At 74.6% G+C, this 15,727-nt stretch carries 10 protein-coding genes; 5 read left to right on the forward strand and 5 right to left on the reverse strand.

The annotated features are described in order from the left end of the window. Positions 1-2 precede the first annotated feature (2 nt). The 4 genes from H7H31_RS09550 to H7H31_RS09565 all read right to left on the reverse strand — a co-directional run bounded on the left by H7H31_RS09550 (position 3) and on the right by H7H31_RS09565 (position 7,828). Positions 3-3,467: a type I polyketide synthase gene (locus H7H31_RS09550; protein WP_187117867.1), complete on the reverse strand. Its 3,465-nt coding sequence runs from the start codon at positions 3,465-3,467 to the stop codon at positions 3-5. Positions 3,468-3,790: 323 nt separating this feature from the next. Then, the gene (locus H7H31_RS09555) at positions 3,791-4,192 is read right to left on the reverse strand and encodes a nuclear transport factor 2 family protein (RefSeq protein ID WP_187117868.1); all 402 of its coding nucleotides are present in this window, start codon (positions 4,190-4,192) and stop codon (positions 3,791-3,793) included. A 594-nt stretch (positions 4,193-4,786) separates the two neighbouring features. After that, positions 4,787-7,648, reverse strand: a complete 2,862-nt coding sequence (locus tag H7H31_RS09560) for a helix-turn-helix transcriptional regulator (protein WP_187117869.1) — start codon at positions 7,646-7,648, stop codon at positions 4,787-4,789. A 21-nt stretch (positions 7,649-7,669) separates the two neighbouring features. After that, positions 7,670-7,828, reverse strand: a complete 159-nt coding sequence (locus H7H31_RS09565) for a hypothetical protein (RefSeq protein WP_176164096.1) — start codon at positions 7,826-7,828, stop codon at positions 7,670-7,672. Between the two features lie 461 nt (positions 7,829-8,289). Between H7H31_RS09565 and H7H31_RS09570 the strand changes: the two genes are divergently transcribed. The 3 genes from H7H31_RS09570 (at position 8,290) to H7H31_RS09580 (ending at position 11,801) form a co-directional block, all read left to right on the forward strand. Beyond that, positions 8,290-9,126, forward strand: a complete 837-nt coding sequence (locus H7H31_RS09570; RefSeq protein WP_187117870.1) for an arylamine N-acetyltransferase family protein — start codon at positions 8,290-8,292, stop codon at positions 9,124-9,126. Between the two features lie 195 nt (positions 9,127-9,321). Further along, positions 9,322-10,887: an alkaline phosphatase D family protein gene (locus H7H31_RS09575; protein ID WP_187117871.1), complete on the forward strand. Its 1,566-nt coding sequence runs from the start codon at positions 9,322-9,324 to the stop codon at positions 10,885-10,887. A gap of 2 nt (positions 10,888-10,889) precedes the next feature. Continuing rightward, positions 10,890-11,801, forward strand: coding sequence for a polysaccharide lyase family protein (locus H7H31_RS09580; RefSeq protein WP_187117872.1), 912 nt, complete (start codon positions 10,890-10,892; stop codon positions 11,799-11,801). Positions 11,802-11,955: 154 nt separating this feature from the next. Here H7H31_RS09580 and H7H31_RS09585 read toward each other — a convergent pair whose 3' ends face one another. Continuing rightward, the gene (locus tag H7H31_RS09585; RefSeq protein ID WP_187117873.1) at positions 11,956-13,233 is read right to left on the reverse strand and encodes an MFS transporter; all 1,278 of its coding nucleotides are present in this window, start codon (positions 13,231-13,233) and stop codon (positions 11,956-11,958) included. Between the two features lie 174 nt (positions 13,234-13,407). Between H7H31_RS09585 and H7H31_RS09590 the strand changes: the two genes are divergently transcribed. Both H7H31_RS09590 and H7H31_RS09595 read left to right on the forward strand, forming a co-directional pair. Next, positions 13,408-14,316, forward strand: coding sequence for a LysR family transcriptional regulator (locus tag H7H31_RS09590; protein WP_187117874.1), 909 nt, complete (start codon positions 13,408-13,410; stop codon positions 14,314-14,316). A gap of 446 nt (positions 14,317-14,762) precedes the next feature. Further along, the gene (locus tag H7H31_RS09595) at positions 14,763-15,434 is read left to right on the forward strand and encodes a hemerythrin domain-containing protein (RefSeq protein WP_187088284.1); all 672 of its coding nucleotides are present in this window, start codon (positions 14,763-14,765) and stop codon (positions 15,432-15,434) included. The last annotated feature ends 293 nt before the right edge of the window (positions 15,435-15,727 follow it).

The following is a 15,727-nucleotide window of genomic DNA, read 5'->3' on the forward strand; positions in this document are numbered from 1 at the left end:
GTTCAGCCGATTCCGAGTTCCTTGTTGATGAGCGCGAACATCTCGTCGTCGGACGCGGACGCGAGTCCGTCACCCGTGGCGGGAGCCGCGGCGGGCCCCCCGTCGCCCGGGCCGGTCGCGTCGATCTTCCACAGCAGGGTGCGGAGTCGGTCCGAGACCCGGGCGCGGTCGGCGTCGCCGATCGCGCCGGCGGCGAGGTGGCGCTCCAGGCTCTCCACGTCCGCCCACAGGGCGGGGAGTTCGGAGGCGGCGGGCGGCGCCTGGTGGGGGAAGAGGTCGGTGTTCAGTTGGCGGGCCAGCTCCTGCGGCGTGGGGTGCCGGTACAGGACCGTGCTGGGCAGGCGCAGCCCGGTGGCCTCGCCGAGGACGTCCCGGAACTCCACCGCGGACAGCGAGGTCAGCCCGGCGTCGCGGAACGACTTGTCCGGCTCGATGTCGCCGGCCGTGCCGTGGCCGAGCACGGCCGCCGCGTGCTCGCGTACGAGGTCGAGCAGCGCGGCCTCGCGCTCGGGGGCGGGCGCGGCGGCCAACCGGGCGAGCAGCGGGTGCGGCTGCCCCGGCTGCCGGTCGTCGCCCGCCGCCCCGTGCCCCGTGCCCGGCGCGGCGTTGTCGGCGGCCCCGTGCTCCGTGTCCGGCGCGGCGCCGTCGGCCCCGTGCGGGGCCTCGTGCGCGGCGGCGGACCGGTCCGCGTCGGCCGGGTGGCCGGTGGCGGGTGTGGCCCAGTGGGAGGTGCGTTGGAAGGCGTAGGTGGGCAGGTCCACGGGGCGGGCGCCGGGGAAGGCCGGGCTCCAGTCCACGGGGACGCCGGCGGCGAACGCGGCGGCCACCGAGCGCAGGAAGCGGTCGGGCCCGCCCTCGTCGCGGCGCAGCGACCCGACGACCGCGACCCGGCCCGCGCCGCCCGCTCCGGCGCCCCCCGCCGCCTTGGCCGTCTCCTCGGCGACCGCCTCGGCCGTCTCCTCGATGCCCATGATCAGCACGGGGTGGCTGCTCACCTCGATGAAGACGGTGTGCCCGTCGGCGAGCAACCGCCGGGTGATCCGCTCGAAGTCGACGACCTCGCGCTCGTTGCGCAGCCAGTACGCGGCGTCCAGCGGCTCCGTGTCCGGCCGTACCCGGCCCTCGACGGTGGAGTAGAACGGCACCCGGGGGGCGCGCGGGGCGAGGTCCGCGAGGCCGGCGAGGAGTTCGTCGCCGATGGCGGCGACGCCGGGCCCGTGCGAGGCGTAGTCCATCGGCAGCCGCTTGGTGCGGACGCCGTCCTTCGCGCAGCCGGCGGCGAGCGCCTCAAGGGCGGCCACCTCGCCGCCCAGCACGGTGGACAGCGGCCCGTTGACGACGGTCACCGCCGCCCGGTCCGCGTACGGGGCGACCCGCGCCCGCGCCTGCGCGCGGGGCAGTTCGACGGCGAGCATGCCGCCGTGGCCCGACAGGTGCGCGCCGATCAGCCGGGACCGCAGGGCCACCACGCGCGCCCCGTCCTCCAGCGTGAGGGCGCCCGCGACGACGGCCGCCGCGATCTCCCCCTGCGAGTGGCCGACCACGGCGGCGGGCTCCACGCCGTACGAGCGCCACAGCTCCGCCAGCGACACGGTCACCGCCCACAGCAGCGGCTGGACCACGTCGACGCGGTCCAGCGGGCCGTTCACGGCCGCCGCGAAGTCCCAGTCGACGTGCGGCGCCAACGCCGCGCCGCAGCGGGCCATCCGCTCCGCGAACACCGGCGAGGTGGCCAGCAACTCCCGTGCCATGCCCACCCACTGCGCGCCCTGCCCGGGGAAGACGAGCACGGGCCGCTCGGTGCCGCGCGCCACGCCCCGTACCAGGCCGGCGTCGCGCTCGCCGGCGGCGAGCGCCGTGAGGCCGGCCACGAGGGCGTGGCGGTCCGCGCCGACGAGGACGGCGCGGTGCTCGAAGGCGGTGCGGGTGGTGGCCAGCGCGTGCCCGATGTCCCGGTGGTCGTCCGCCGGGTGGGCCGCGACGTGCGCGCGCAACCGCTCGGCCTGCGCGCGCAGCGCCGCGCCGCCACGGGCGGTCAGCACCCAGGGCACGGGGCCGCCGGCGCGGGCGCCGGGGTCCGTGTCGTACGCCTCACCCGCCGCGTCGGCCAGGGCCCGCGCGGCGTCGTGCGCGGGGCCGCGTTCGGCACCGTCCTCGGCGCCGTCCCCGGCACCGTGTTCGGGCTCGGCGCCGGGCGGTTGGGCGAGGACCACGTGGCAGTTGGTGCCGCCCATGCCGAACGCGCTGACACCGGCCAGCAACGGCCGCTCGGGGTGCGGCCAGGGGCCGCGCTCGGTCTGTACGCGCAGGCCGAGGCGGGCCAGCGGGATGTCGGGGTGCTCCTGGGTGAAGTGCGGGCTGGGGGGCAGTTCGCGGTGGCGGAGGCTGAGCACCGTCTTGATCAGCCCGACGAGGCCGGCCGCCGCCTCCAGGTGGCCGACGTTGCTCTTGGCCGAGCCGACCCGCAGCGGGTCGCCCGCCGGGCGGCCGGCGCCGTAGACCGCGCCGAGCGCGGACGCCTCGACCGGGTCGCCGACGGCCGTGCCGGTGCCGTGCAGTTCGACGTACTGCACCCGCGCCGGGTCGGTGCCGGCCCGCTCGTGGGCCAGCCGCAGCACCTCCTCCTGGGCGGCGCGGCGCGGCGCGGTCAGGCTGTCGCCGCCGCCGTCGTTGTTGACCGCGCTGCCGAGCAGCAGGCCGTGCACCACGTCGCCGTCGGCGCGCGCCGCGGCCAGCGGCTTGAGCACCACGACGGCGCCGCCCTCGCCCCGTACGTAGCCGTCGGCGCCGGCGTCGAAGGGGCGGCAGTGGCCGTCGGCCGACAGCGCGCCCATGGCCCGCGCGCCCGCGGTGGTCCCGGGCGCCACGATCAGGTTCACGCCGCCGACCAGCGCGACGGTGGACTCGCCGCGCCGCAGGCTCTCACACGCCAGGTGGACGGCCACCAGCGACGAGGCCTGGCCGGCGTCGACGCTGAGGCTGGGGCCGGTCAGCCCCATGGCGTACGAGACGCGGCCGGCGAGCACGCCGCGCTGGGCGCCGGCGAAGGCGTACGGGTCCGCCGTGCCGTGGCGCAGGGTGAGGTGGGCGTACTCGTCCCACATGGCGGCGGTGAACACGCCGGTGCGGCCGGCGCGCAGGCCATCGGGGTGGGTGCGGGAGTGCTCGGTGGCCTCCCAGCACAGTTCGAGCATGAGGCGCTGGTGCGGGTCCATGGCGGCGGCCTCGCGGGGCGAGATGCCGAAGAACTCCGCGTCGAAGGTGTCGACGCGCTCCAGGTAGCCGGCCCGCTCCGGGTGGCCGGCCGCGTCGTCGCCCTGGTGCGCCCAGCGCCCCGCCGGCGCCGGGCCGACCGCGTCGCGCCCCGCGCCCAGGAGGTCCCAGAACGCGCCGGGCCCGGCGGCGCCGGGCAGCCGGCAGGCCATGCCCACCACGGCGATGGGCGCGACGTTCTCGTACGTCCTCATGCGAATCCCCCGATGACGAAGTACCCGGTCGCGCGCCGGCCGCGGGACGGTGGCCCTGACGTGGCCGCCGTCACCGCCGCCACTGCCGCGTGCGACTCCCTTCCGGCCGGGCCCACGGCTATGGGCGCCAGTTGCGCGGAAGGTTGGTGTTTTTGCCTTTCATTGGCCGAGCCATGCGCAAAATTGATCAGTCCGTACGACGATCCATGCATGGCCTTGACCGACCCATGGGCATGATTCTGGGGTGAGGTGTGGGCGCGAAACCCTGGGGCGCGCCCCCAGCATCCACCCCAGCATCACGGCCTCGGCGTGGACTTCTGGGGTCAGGCCCCGTCGACGGGCGCCACGTCGGTCGCCCCCCAGTAGGCGCGCATCTCCTCGATGAGCCCGCTGGCGTCGAACCGGAACACCGAGGTCACGTTGACCGCGAGCCGGCCGCCGGAGGGGTCCTGCGGGTTGCGGATGGTGGCCCGCAGGCCGACCGCGACGTGCTGGTCGTCCTGCGATCCGGTGAGCGTGCCCGGGGTGTCCTGGGTGCCGAACTCCTCGACCACGCGCTGGAAGTAGGCCCGGATGGCCTCCTCGCCCACCACGGGGCCGGTGCCGACCGGGTCCTCGACCCTGGCCTGCGGGGTGAACATCTTGCAGATGCCGTCGACGTCGCCGGCGTTGACCCGCTCGAAGTAGTCGAGCACCAGTCGCTTGCGCTCGGTCTCGTCAGCCATGAAGTTCCTCCTGGTGTGGTGCGGTGGTGTGCCGCGGTGGGTGTGGTGGGTGCGACGCGCGCGCGGTCCCCGCCGCACGGCGGACCCGCGTATCGGAGCCGGAACCGGCCCCGGGCCCTGGGGACCGCTGGGACCCGCGAGCCGACGCGGCGACCGGTGCGGGCGCGCGCCGCGCCCCGGCCGCCCGTGGCCGCGCCGGGAGCGGGGCGTGCGTCACCGCGCCGCGGACGGCGGCGCGCGCGGCGGCCCGTTCTGGTGACGGCGCCCCGTGCCCCGTGTTCCGGCTCGGCGCCCCGTGCCCCGTGCACGGCGCCGCGGTGGGCCGGCCCGGCCTCGCGCCCCGGGGGTGCCCCGGGGCGCTCGCCGTGCCGGCCGCGCGCCCTTCCGGGGCCCGGGGCCTGACACGGGGTGCGGTGCGAAGGGGGGCACCGCCCGTGCGCCGCTCGCTGGCGGCGTGGACCGGGCGCCGGGGCGCGTGGGCGCGCATGCGGCACGGCCCCCGACTCGGGCGGGGGCCATGCAGCGATTCTGCGGGCCAACCACCCCGGAGAACCTCGGGTAAGGCCCCAGCAGCAACCCCAGCCTTTGCGACCCTCACACCCTGGCCAGGGCGTCCCGCAACTCCCCCCGGGAGGCGATGCCGAGCTTGCGGTACGCCTGCCCCAGGTGCCACTCGACCGTCTTGACCGTGACGAAGAGCATGTGCGCGATCTCCTGGTTGCGCTTGCCCTCGGCCGCGAGGACGGAGACCGAACGCTCCCTGGGGGTCAGCCCCGACACCCCGGTGCGGGTGGGCACCCGGGCCCGTACGCCCATGGCCGCCAGCTCCATCCGCACCCGCTTGCCGAGCGCCGCCGCCCCGGTGGCGTCCGCGATCTCCGCCGCCTTCCGCAGCAGCGCCCTGGCCTGGTCGGTCTGCCCGTGTTCGCGCAGCGCGGCACCGCACTCGACCAGGGCCAGGCAGCGCTCCAACTCCGCGGGGCTGTCCCGCAACAGCGCCACCGCCTCCTCCAACTGCCGCAGCCCGGCCCGGCCGCCCGTGGCCAGGCCGCTGGCGACGAGGGCGCCGGCGATGGTGCGCGGGGTGCCGAAGCGGCGCGCGGCGGCCAGGCAGTCGGCGGCGAGGCGCCGCGCCTCCTCGGTGCGGCCGATGCGGGCCAGCGCGGCGGCGGCCTCGGCCGCCGGGCTCAGCGCCGGGCAGTCGGTGCCCCAGTCGCGCAGCGCGTCGGCGGCCCGCAGCAGGTCGCCGACGCCCGCCTCGGTCTCGCCCTGCGCGATCCGCAGCCGGCCACGGGCCATGACCAGCGGGAGGTAGGGCGGTTGGCGGGAGATGTCAGCGCCGAGGCCGCACCGGTCGATGACGCGCATGGCGATCCGGGTCTGCCCCTGGGCCACCAGCGCGTCGATGAGCGCGCCGGCCGCGAACGGCATGCCCATCGGCGGCACCCCGGCCTCGTCCGTGGACCCGAGCGCCAGCGAGCCGTCCGTCTCCGCCTCGGCCAGCATGCCGCGCTGGAACCGCACCCAGGCGTGCAGGGCCCGCAGGTCCACGGTGGCCAGGTGCATGCCCCGCTCCTCGGACTCGCGCAGCGCGTCCTCCAACAGCCGGTCGGCCTCCAGGAGCCGGTCGCAGCAGGCGAAGGCCAGCGCGATCAGCCAGCCCGCCTGCGCGCCGCCATCCGGCGGGTCGATCAACGGGCCCTGCAACAGCGCCCGTTCGCCGCTGGCCACCACCGCGTCGGCGGTGCCGCCGCTGATCAACGCCTGGAACGTCTGCTGGGCGCCGACCAGCGCGGCGGTCGCCCCGGCCTCGCCGACCACGGTGCGGTCCAGGCGGCTCAGCTCGCGCATGGCCAGGGGGCGGGTACGCGGGGTGAGTTGGGCGACCTTGACGATCTCCGAATGGAGCCGCAGCTCCACGTCCCGGTCCAGGCCCCGCACCTCGTTGTGCACCTGCTGGAGCAGGGCTAAGGCGTCCTCGTAACGCGCCGCGGCGATCAGCGCGGCGCTCATGTCGACAACGATGCCGGCCCGACTCACCGGGTCGTCCGTCAGCTCCAGCGCCTCCCCGAGGTGGCCCAGCGCCTCCGGGTCACGCAGCCGCAGTTCGGCGCCGCCGAGCTGGGCGAGGAGCGCGGGCAGCGCGCCGGTGGGCGCCGGCTCGTTGAGCGCGCGGCGCAGCAGCGGCGCGGCGGCGGCCGGGTCGCCCGCCGCCAGGGCCTCGCGCCCGGCCGCGGCGATGACGCCGGCGGTCCAGGCGTCGCCGGACGGCGGCAGCGGCAGCAGCAGCGGGACGACCTGGGAGCTGGGGGCGCCGGCCGCGTGCAGGGCCTTGGCCGCGCGGGCGTGCGCCCGGTGCCGGTAGGGCAGCGGCAGGTGTTCGTAGATGGCGGTGCGCACGATGGGTTGGGCGAAGCGCAGCGGTGCCTGGTCGTGCACGACGCCGAGGTCCATCAGCGTGCTGATGGCGTCGGCGGCCTCGGCCGCGTCGAGTTCGGCGACCTGGGCGACGTGGGCCGCGTGCGGCGCGGCGGGCTCGCCGGGCGAGTCGAGCACGGCCAGCGCGCGGGCGAGCCGGGTGGCGTGCTCGGCCAGCGGCTCGGGCAGTTGCTGGAGCCGGCGCAGTACGACGCGGGCGATGTTGCGCGGCCCGGTACGGGCGATGGACCGCGGGTCGCCGAGCGCGCCGGCCCCGGCGGCGGCGAGGAGTTCGCGCAGGAAGAACGGGTTGCCGCCGGTGGCCGTGTAACAGGCGCGGACGAACGCGTCGTCGGGCCCCGGCACCGCCAACGTGCCGGACACGAAGGCCCGTACGCCCTCCTCGCTGAGCGCGCTCACCGGCATCAGGTGCGCCGAGGTGGAGGACAGCAGCGCCTGGTTGATGTCGGCGCGCTGGCCGCCGTCCACCGACTCGGTGGCCGCGCACACCACGATGGCCTGCCCCTCCAGGCGGCCCTCCATGTAGTGCAGGAACTGGAGCGAGGAGACGTCGGCCCAGTGCAGGTCGTCCAGGAGCAGCAACAACGGCGCGCGGTGGGCGAGGTGGACGCACATCCAGTACAACCCGTGCAGCACGGCCTGCCGCTGCTCGGGCCCGGCGCCGGTGGCGACGCCGCCGCTGCCGTACTCGAAGAGGGGAGCCGCCAGCCGCGCGGGCCCCGAGAGCACCGCGTCCCGCTCCTCCTGACTGGCGGCGGCCAGCCAGGGCTCGAAGAGCTGCCGCACGATGCCGTACGGGAACCCGGCCTCGAAGTCGCTCCCGCGCGCGAACAGCAGCACGAAACCCGCGTCCAGGGCCCGCTTCTTGGCCTCGTTGAGCAGGGCCGTTTTGCCGAGGCCCAGGGCGCCCTCAAATATCAGGAGCTGCCCGTCCCCGGCGTGACAGTTCTTGATCGCCGTATCGATTGCCTCGGATTCGCCATGCCGCTCAACAAAAGGACCGCGCTCAAGCCGCATTACGGTGCTCCCTCCACCCTTTCACAAAGAGATGGCCGCTCCGCAGATATGAATATCCCGCTTCAACTGCTTTTCGAAAAATAGATAGGGGAAGTCAGGAGTCACTTGCCAGCCGCGCGCAGGATGCAACACCGGCGCGCTGGCACGAAATTCGCCGAATGCGAATCGAACTGCGGCCACGAAAAATAGGCGTAGCGTTGGAGCAAAACCGTCAAATCCCCCGTTGTCCCGCGCATTACCATACGCCCGGCAGGGTCGTGGCGGCGCTGCGCATTACTGATCCGACACGGCCATCGTAACCCACGCCGCACAGCGGGCGAAGTATTAAGCCCGTCTGACCGAGACTTCCGAAGGGTCGTTCTTTGTCGCCTTCGCGAGGGAATAAGCGCCACCCTCATCACCCCCGTCGGACGTGGAGTTACACCGCGTAACACGGAAAGCCGTGCGGGGCCCGGCGGGCCGTCCGCTTTCCGTACGCAGCGTCGCCTCCGCCGGCCGACGGAGGGGCGGGTACGCGTCCGGCCCTAAGCCGCACGGAGTAGGCCGGGTCCCCCGCCGGCCCGACGCCGACGCGAGCTGGTCGAACTAGCGTCAATGACGCCAGCGCCGGGATTTCACGGCCCCTACCCGAGGAGTTGTCCATGCCCACCACCCACGGCACGAGTGAACTGGATCTCACCGCCTATCTAGCGCGGATTCAGTGGTCGGGTGAACGCGTGGCGAACGCCCGGACGTTGCGCTCATTGCACCGCGCGCACGTGCTCCACATCCCCTTCGAGAACACCGAGGCGGTGAGCGGTTCGGCGCCCTCGCTGGCCCTGCCCGACCTGGAGCGCAAACTCGTCCGCTCGGCCCGCGGCGGCTACTGCTACGAACACAACACACTGCTCGCGGCGGCGCTGCGCGCCTTCGGGTTCGAGGTGACCTACCTCGCCACCCGGGTACGGGCGAGCGTGCGCGGGGAAACCCCGACAAGGCCACGTACGCATATGGCGCTCATGGTCCGCGTACCGGATACGGAAACGCCTTATCTCGCCGATGTCGGATTCGGCACCACGGGGTTGCTGGAGGCCGTTCCGCTGGTGGCCGACACCGCCGTGGAGCGCGGCGCGTGGCGGGTGCGTCTGGTGCACGAGCCGCACGCGGGGCGACAGGACCTGTGGGTGCTGCAACTGGCGCCGAGCGGGGGCGACTGGAACGATCTCTACGAGTTCACCGAGGAACCCTTCGAAGGCCCCGACTTCGAGGTCGCCAACTGGTTCGTGGCCACCTACCCGCGCTCCCCGTTCCGGCGCCGCTTCTTCGCGCAACGCCCCGGCGTCGATTCCCATCTGGCGCTCTTCGACCGGCAACTGGTGCGCACGCACGGCGACGGCACCGTGCGCGAGCGCGCGTTGCGCGACAACGCGGAGGTACTGCGCACCCTGGCCACCGACTTCGGCATCGAACTGCCGGCGGGCACAGAACTGCCCGGCTGAGCCGTTCCGCCCGGCTCGGCGACCGACCACCAGAGCGGACGACGCACGGAAATGGGCACACACCCTCGGTGACGGCAGCGGTACGGGCCCAAACGTCTCCCTTCCGTCCGACGCGTCTTCGCCTGTCCGCCGCGCGCCGGCCACCCCACGCGCCCACGCTCTCCCCGGATCCGCACCCCCGCCTGGGAGAGACACATGAGTGCTGCACCCCCTTCGTCCAACGGCCTGGATCGGCGCCTGTTCCTGCAAGCGGCCGGCGTCGGCGTCGGCGCGCTGCTCGCCGGTGCCGGGCTGGCCGGCCAGGCCGAGGCGGCGGGGGGCGCTCCACGGCTGCGCGACGACCCGTTCCGGCTCGGCGTGGCCAGCGGCGAGCCGGCCTCCGACGGCATCGTGCTGTGGACCCGGCTGGCGCCGCGGCCGTTGGCCGACGACGGGCACGGCGGCATGGCCCGCGCGGGCTACGACGTGCGCTGGCAGGTCGCCGAGGACGAGCGGTTCCGCCGCGTCGTACGCGCCGGCACCGCGCTCGCCCTGCCCGAGCTGGGCCACTCCGTGCACCCCCAGGTGCGCGGCCTGCGCCCGGGGCGGCAGTACTTCTACCGGTTCCAGGCCCAGGGCCACACCAGCCCCGTCGGCCGGTTCCGCACCGCGCCGGGCGACCGCTCGCGCGCCGCGTTCAGCTTCGCCACCGCCTCCTGCCAGGCGTGGTACCACGGCCACTTCTCCGCCTACCGCGACCTGGTGGCCCGCGACCCCGACGTCGTCTTCTTCCTCGGCGACTACGTCTACGAGTACGGCATCACCGCCGCCAACATGTGGCGCGCCGCCCCGGCGCCCGGCCCCCGGCACGAGCTGGAGACCAACACCCTCGCCGACTACCGGGTGCGCTACTCCCTGTTCAAGACCGACCCGGACCTCCAGGCGGCGCACGCGGCGGCGCCCTGGATACTCACCCCGGACGACCACGAGGTCCAGAACGACTACGCCGACGAGAAGTCCGCCTACGGCATCAGCGAGGAGGACTTCCTGCTGCGCCGGGCGGTGGCCTACCGCGCGTACTACGAGAACTGCCCGCTGCCGCCGCTCGCGCTGGCGCAGGGCCCGGACGCGCGCCTGCACCGCCGGCTGCGCTACGGCGGCCTCGCCACGCTGCACGTGCTCGACGGCCGCCAGTACCGCGACCCCAAGCCGGCGAACACCGAGGAGCAGTACGCGCCCGGCCGCTCCATGCTCGGCGCCGCGCAGGAACAGTGGCTCTACCGCGGCCTGCGCACCGCCGACACCCGCTGGAACCTGCTGCTCCAGCAGGTCGGCATGGTCAAGGTGACCGAGAACCGCGTCGACCAGTGGGACGGCTACCCGGCCGCCCGGCAGCGGCTGCTCGACGTGCTCGGCGAGCGGGGCGTCGCGCCCTCCGTCGTCTTCACCGGCGACTGCCACCGCTCCATCGCCGGCGACCTGCTCGCCGACTTCGCCGACCCCGACTCCGCCGTCGTGAGCAGTGAGTTCCTCGGCACCTCGATCGCCTCCGACGGCGACGGCGCACCGAGCGACAACTACGCCAAGGACTGGATGCAGCACCCCTGGATGTCGTTCTACGACGGCCGCCGCGGCTACGTCCTGGGCCACGCCGACGCGGGCGCGGTCACCGCCGAGTACCGCGCCGTCCCCTACGTCCGCGCCGACAACCAGGCGGCCGGCTTCTCCCTCGACCGCTTCCGCGTCGAGCACGGCCGCCCCGGCATGCAGAAGGTGAGCTGACCATGACCGACACGACCGACCCGGCCACGACCGCCGCCAGCGCCACCCGCGCGGGGCGCGGGCGCTGGGACCACACCCCGGGCGCCGTCTCCGGCCTCACCGCCACCGGCGGGCTCGCCACCGTCGAACTGACCTGGCACTCCTACCGCCCGCGGCGCGGGCAACTCGTGGACCACTACGAGGTGTACGTCTCCGAGCGCGCCGACCGGGGCGGCGACCTCGCCCACTCGGCGACGCTGCTCGGCCGCACCCTCTACCCGCACCTGACCCACCGGGTGGGCCCCGAGCCACGGAGGCGGCACTACACCGTCGTCGCCGTCGTCTCCTCCGGCGCGCGCACCCGCCCGGCGCGCCCCGTGTCGGCCGTGAGCGCGCGCTCCGTGGCGGCCGGCCGAGCGGTGGCGCGGGTCGGTGACTTCGACCACAAGGGCCTGGAGTTCGCGCTGTCGCCGGACCAGAGCGCGCGCTACCGGACCGCCTTCCCGACCGGCGTCGACTACCGGTACGGCACCTCCACGCCGGGCCGCGACTGGAGCTACCTCCACCCGGGGCCGAGCGACGCGTGGGGCGGTCGCAAGGAGCACACCTTCGCGCTCCGCTTCGACCTGGCCGCCGCCCCGAAGGACGACCTGGCCTGCGCGCTGTGGCTGATCGACGCGCACGCCACCGCCGCCGGCGCCGCCGAGGTCACCCTCAACGGCCGCCCGGTGCGCACCCTCCAGTTCCAGGGCGGCGCCACCCGTGGCTCGCTGGAGGGCGACGCCACCCGCGTGGGCAGCGCGCTCAAGCCCTCGTACTACGAGTTCCCGCTGGCCGCCGACCTGTTCACGGCCGGCGAGAACGTGCTGCGGCTGCGCAAGACCAGCGGCTCCTGGATCGCGTACGACGCGCTCGGGGTCTTCGCCGCCGAGTGAGCGCCGGCCGGACCCCGGCCCCTCCCGCGCACCGGCTCACCGGCCCGGGCTCGCCACACCCGGGCCGGTGCCGCGCTCTCGTCAGCCCCGAAGCCCAGGGGCGCCGGGCCGGGCGACGGGGCGCCGGGCCGGTGCCGGGCCGCCGTGCCCGGCGCTACGTCCGCCGGGGCATCACCCGCCGGCCGAACACCCACAGGTTCGCCAAAGCCAGCGCGGCGAGCGCGCCGCCGAGCCACAACACGCTGGACAGGGCCACCCCGTCGGCCGCCCGCCCGCCGAGCAGCGCGCCCAGCGAGATCGCCAGGTTGAACACCGACACGAACAACGCCGACCCCACCTCGCGCGCCTGCGGAGCGGCCCGCAGCATCCACGCCTGCGCGCTCACGGAGACGCCCCCGTACGCCAGCCCCCACACCACGAGCAGCACCGCGGCGCCGGGCGTGGACGCGCCGACGAGCGCGATCAGCACGACGGCGGTGGCCAGCAGCGCCGAGAGGGTCATCAGCGCGCCACGCGGGTCGCGCTGGGCGCGCGCGCCGGCCAGGAAGTTCCCGGCGATGCCGGCCACCCCGTACACCAGCAGCAGCGTGCTGATCAGTCCCGAGCCGACGCCGGACACCTCCTCCAGGACCGGGCGCACGTAGGTGTACGCGGCGAAGTGCCCGGTGACAAGCAGCGCCGTGGCGACGAGGCCGATCCGCGGGGTCGGGTCGCGCAGCAGCGCGGGCAGCTCGCGTGGCCGGACCGACCGTGTCGCCGGCAGCGGCGGCAGCAGTACGGCCATCGCCACCAGCACCGCCAACGCCAGCGCGCCCATCATCCAGAACGCGGCCCGCCAGGTGGCCAGGTCGCCGATAAGCGTGCCGGCCGGCACGCCGAGCACCGAGGCCACCGCGATCCCGCTGAAGATCACCGAGGTGGCGGTGGCGACGGCCCTCGCCGGCACCAGCCGCACCGCGAGCCCCGCGGCGATGGCCCACACGCCACCGATGCTCAGGCCCACCAGCACCCGCGCGGTGAGCAGTACGGGAAAGCTGGTCGCGAGGGCGGAGACCAGGTTCGCCCCGGCGAGCAGCGCCATCAGGGCGATCAGCACCCGCTTGCGGTCCAGCCTCCCGACGAACACGGCGAGCAGCGGCGCGGCGACGGCGGCCACCAGCCCCGGCAGCGTCATCGCCAGCCCCGCCGTGCCGTCGCTGACGTCCAGCGACGAGCCGATCGAGGTCAGCAGGCCGACCGGCAGCAACTCGGTGGTCACCACGGCGAAGATGCCGACCGCCACCGACAGCACGGCCAGCCACTCCCGCGCCCCGGGGCGCGGGGTGGTCGAGGCGGTGGCGGCGCTTGTGGCGGGCGTCGCGGGCGTGGTTCCGGGGACGGTCGGGGGCGGGGCGGCACCCGACGCGTGGGCGGGCTTGCGGTTCTCGGACATGGCTCAAGCCTTGGTCCGGGCCCCGACCGGGAACAACGCCGAACCCCTCATCCTTGAATGAGCCAGGCTCATCGATGGGCCCGCGGGCGCCGGCTCGCGGTGCGGGCCGACGCCGGGCGCGCCGCGCACGGACGGAAGGACGGGCGGCACGGGCCCGCGCGAGGAGGGCTTGGCATGAGCGGCGTGGAGATCCGGGAGCTGGAGTGCTTCCTGGTGCTGAGCGAGGAGCTGCACTTCGGCCGGGCCGCCGAGCGGCTGTACGTGTCGCAGAGCCGGGTCAGTCAGTTGCTCGGCGCCCTGGAACGTCGGATCGGGGGGCGCCTGTTGGAGCGCACCAGCCGCCGGGTGTCCCTCACCCCGCTCGGTGAGGGCTTCCTGTCCGAGCTGCGGCCCAGCTACGAGGCGCTGCGCGCCACGGTGGAGCGGGCCCGCGCCAGCGCCCGGGGCGGCCTTGAAGGCACGCTGCGGGTGGGCTTCCTCGGCTCGGCCGACGAGCGCGTGATGGGAGCGCTCAGCGCCTTCCGCGAGCGCCACCCGCACTGTGAGGTGGCGCCGGTGGAGATACCGCTGGCCGACCCGTTCGGCGCCGTGCGGCGCGGCGACGTGGACGCCGCGATCGTCTGCCTGCCGGTGGCGGAGCCCGACCTCGTGATCGGGTCCGTCTTCTCGCGACAGCCGCAGTTGCTCGCCGTACCGCTGGGCCACCCGCTGGCCGGGCGTGCCACGCTCGACGCGGAGGAGCTGGCCGACTGCCGCCTGATCGGCCTGCGCGGCCCCGCCCCCCGCTACTGGCGGGAGTTCATGGCCCCGACCACCACCCCGAGCGGGCGGCCCGTAGCGCCGGGCCCTCAGGTACGCACCCTCCAGGAGGGGCTGACCGCCGTGGCGGCCGGCCTCGGCACCATGCTGCTCTGCGCCCCCACCGCCACCCACCAGAACCGCCGCGACATCGCCTTCGTCCCGGTCACCGGCCTGCCGCCGTCGGCACTCGCGCTGATCTGGCCGCACTCGCGGGAGAGCGCCCGACACCGCGCCCTGAGCCAGCTCATGACGGACCAACTCGTCACCCCGGTCGGCGCGTAGCGTCGCGGAGGGAGCGTCTGGGCACGTTCCACCCCGGGGCGCCCCTCGGCCTCGCCCGCCCCGAGGCCGGCCCGCGAGGGGCTGGCCGGATGACGTCCACTCGCCCCGTACGGTCCCGGCCACCGGCGCGCGGCGTGAAACCGCCGTACCGTCGCGGGGCGGCGCGTGCCGCGGCACGGCGGCGGCCGGTGGCGGTCGGCGGCCGGTCAATTCACGCGATGACGGGTCCAGTTGAGATACGCGCTGTACCCGCATGGCGACGTGGCGCGATTATGGCAAGGCGCGGCCGACCGCCTCCACGGTCCGAATTGCCGGAATTCCGGAGACCCGCCGAATTGGTTCGCCGATCAACCGCCCATTCCGCGGTATGGAACAACTTGCACCGGAGGTATTTGGGGTGCACACTGTTCCAAAGATTCGGAGCAACCTGCACCAGACTTCTCACCATGAGGAGGCAGCTCTTGAGCGCCATAGCGGGAACTCGCGACCAGTGCCGGCCCGATCTGACGCTAACGTACGCGGTACACAATGCCTTCCGGCGCGACGCGGCCCTGCTGATGTCTGCCTCCTACAGCGAAGACGTGCGCGACGGCGCGTCCATTCGCGCGGGCTGGGAGACATTCAAGCGGCATATGGCGATGCAGCGCTCCGCCAAGGACTCGGTGTTGTGGCCCGCGCTGCGCGCGCGACTGGCCGGCCGCCCCCGGGAGCTGGAACTCCTGGAGTCCATGGAGGCCGAGAACGCCGAGATGGACCCGTTGATCAGGAAGATCGACGCGGCCCTCTCGCACGACCGCCGCTTTAGGCTGCGCGAGTACGCCGAGGACTTCTCCACCTCGCTCCTGCGCCACCTCGACCACGAGGAGGCGGAGGCGATTCCGCTCCTGCAAAGCGTGCTCAGCCAGCAGGAATGGCGCGCCTACTGCGACGAGCAGCGCCGCCAGGTCGGCTATAAGGGCGCCCCGTCCTTCTTCCCCTGGCTGCTCGACGGCGCGCCGGACAGCACCCGGAGCCAGATCCTGGAGCTGCTCTCGCCGCCGCTGCGCTTCCTGTGCCGCACCGTGTGGCAGCCGCGTTACGAGCGCGTCCCGCACTGGGAGCTGACCAGCGCCGCGTAAGGCGAACCGCGAGACGGGAACGCGCGAATCGGCCACGCCGTTCCGCGGGTCACGCGCCGCACAACTCCCGTCACGCATAAGGGGGTTAGCGCCCCGCTCCGTTCACCTCTTGAATACAAGCAGAACCCCCGACGCCCCCTCCGGCGCCGGGGGTTCTCGCGTCCCACGGCATTGCGGATCGCCCCGCACACCACCACCATCGACCGGGTACGCTGATCAACTCCGCATCTGGCCTAGACCAGCGGGCCAAGGTGGTCGGCGGTTGGGCGAATTAGGCAGTGGGATGACCATCC

This window comes from Streptomyces buecherae (assembly GCF_014295035.1).
Lineage (GTDB): Bacteria > Actinomycetota > Actinomycetes > Streptomycetales > Streptomycetaceae > Streptomyces > Streptomyces youssoufiensis.

Coding starts and splice junctions, on each gene's coding strand:
- H7H31_RS09550 (WP_187117867.1), bottom strand. CDS start 3,467: ATGAGGACGTACGAGAACGTCGCGCCCATCGCCGTGGTGGGCATGGCC.
- H7H31_RS09555 (WP_187117868.1), bottom strand. CDS start 4,192: ATGGCTGACGAGACCGAGCGCAAGCGACTGGTGCTCGACTACTTCGAG.
- H7H31_RS09560 (WP_187117869.1), bottom strand. CDS start 7,648: ATGCGGCTTGAGCGCGGTCCTTTTGTTGAGCGGCATGGCGAATCCGAG.
- H7H31_RS09570 (WP_187117870.1), top strand. CDS start 8,290: ATGCCCACCACCCACGGCACGAGTGAACTGGATCTCACCGCCTATCTA.
- H7H31_RS09575 (WP_187117871.1), top strand. CDS start 9,322: ATGAGTGCTGCACCCCCTTCGTCCAACGGCCTGGATCGGCGCCTGTTC.
- H7H31_RS09580 (WP_187117872.1), top strand. CDS start 10,890: ATGACCGACACGACCGACCCGGCCACGACCGCCGCCAGCGCCACCCGC.
- H7H31_RS09585 (WP_187117873.1), bottom strand. CDS start 13,233: ATGTCCGAGAACCGCAAGCCCGCCCACGCGTCGGGTGCCGCCCCGCCC.
- H7H31_RS09590 (WP_187117874.1), top strand. CDS start 13,408: ATGAGCGGCGTGGAGATCCGGGAGCTGGAGTGCTTCCTGGTGCTGAGC.
- H7H31_RS09595 (WP_187088284.1), top strand. CDS start 14,763: ATGAGGAGGCAGCTCTTGAGCGCCATAGCGGGAACTCGCGACCAGTGC.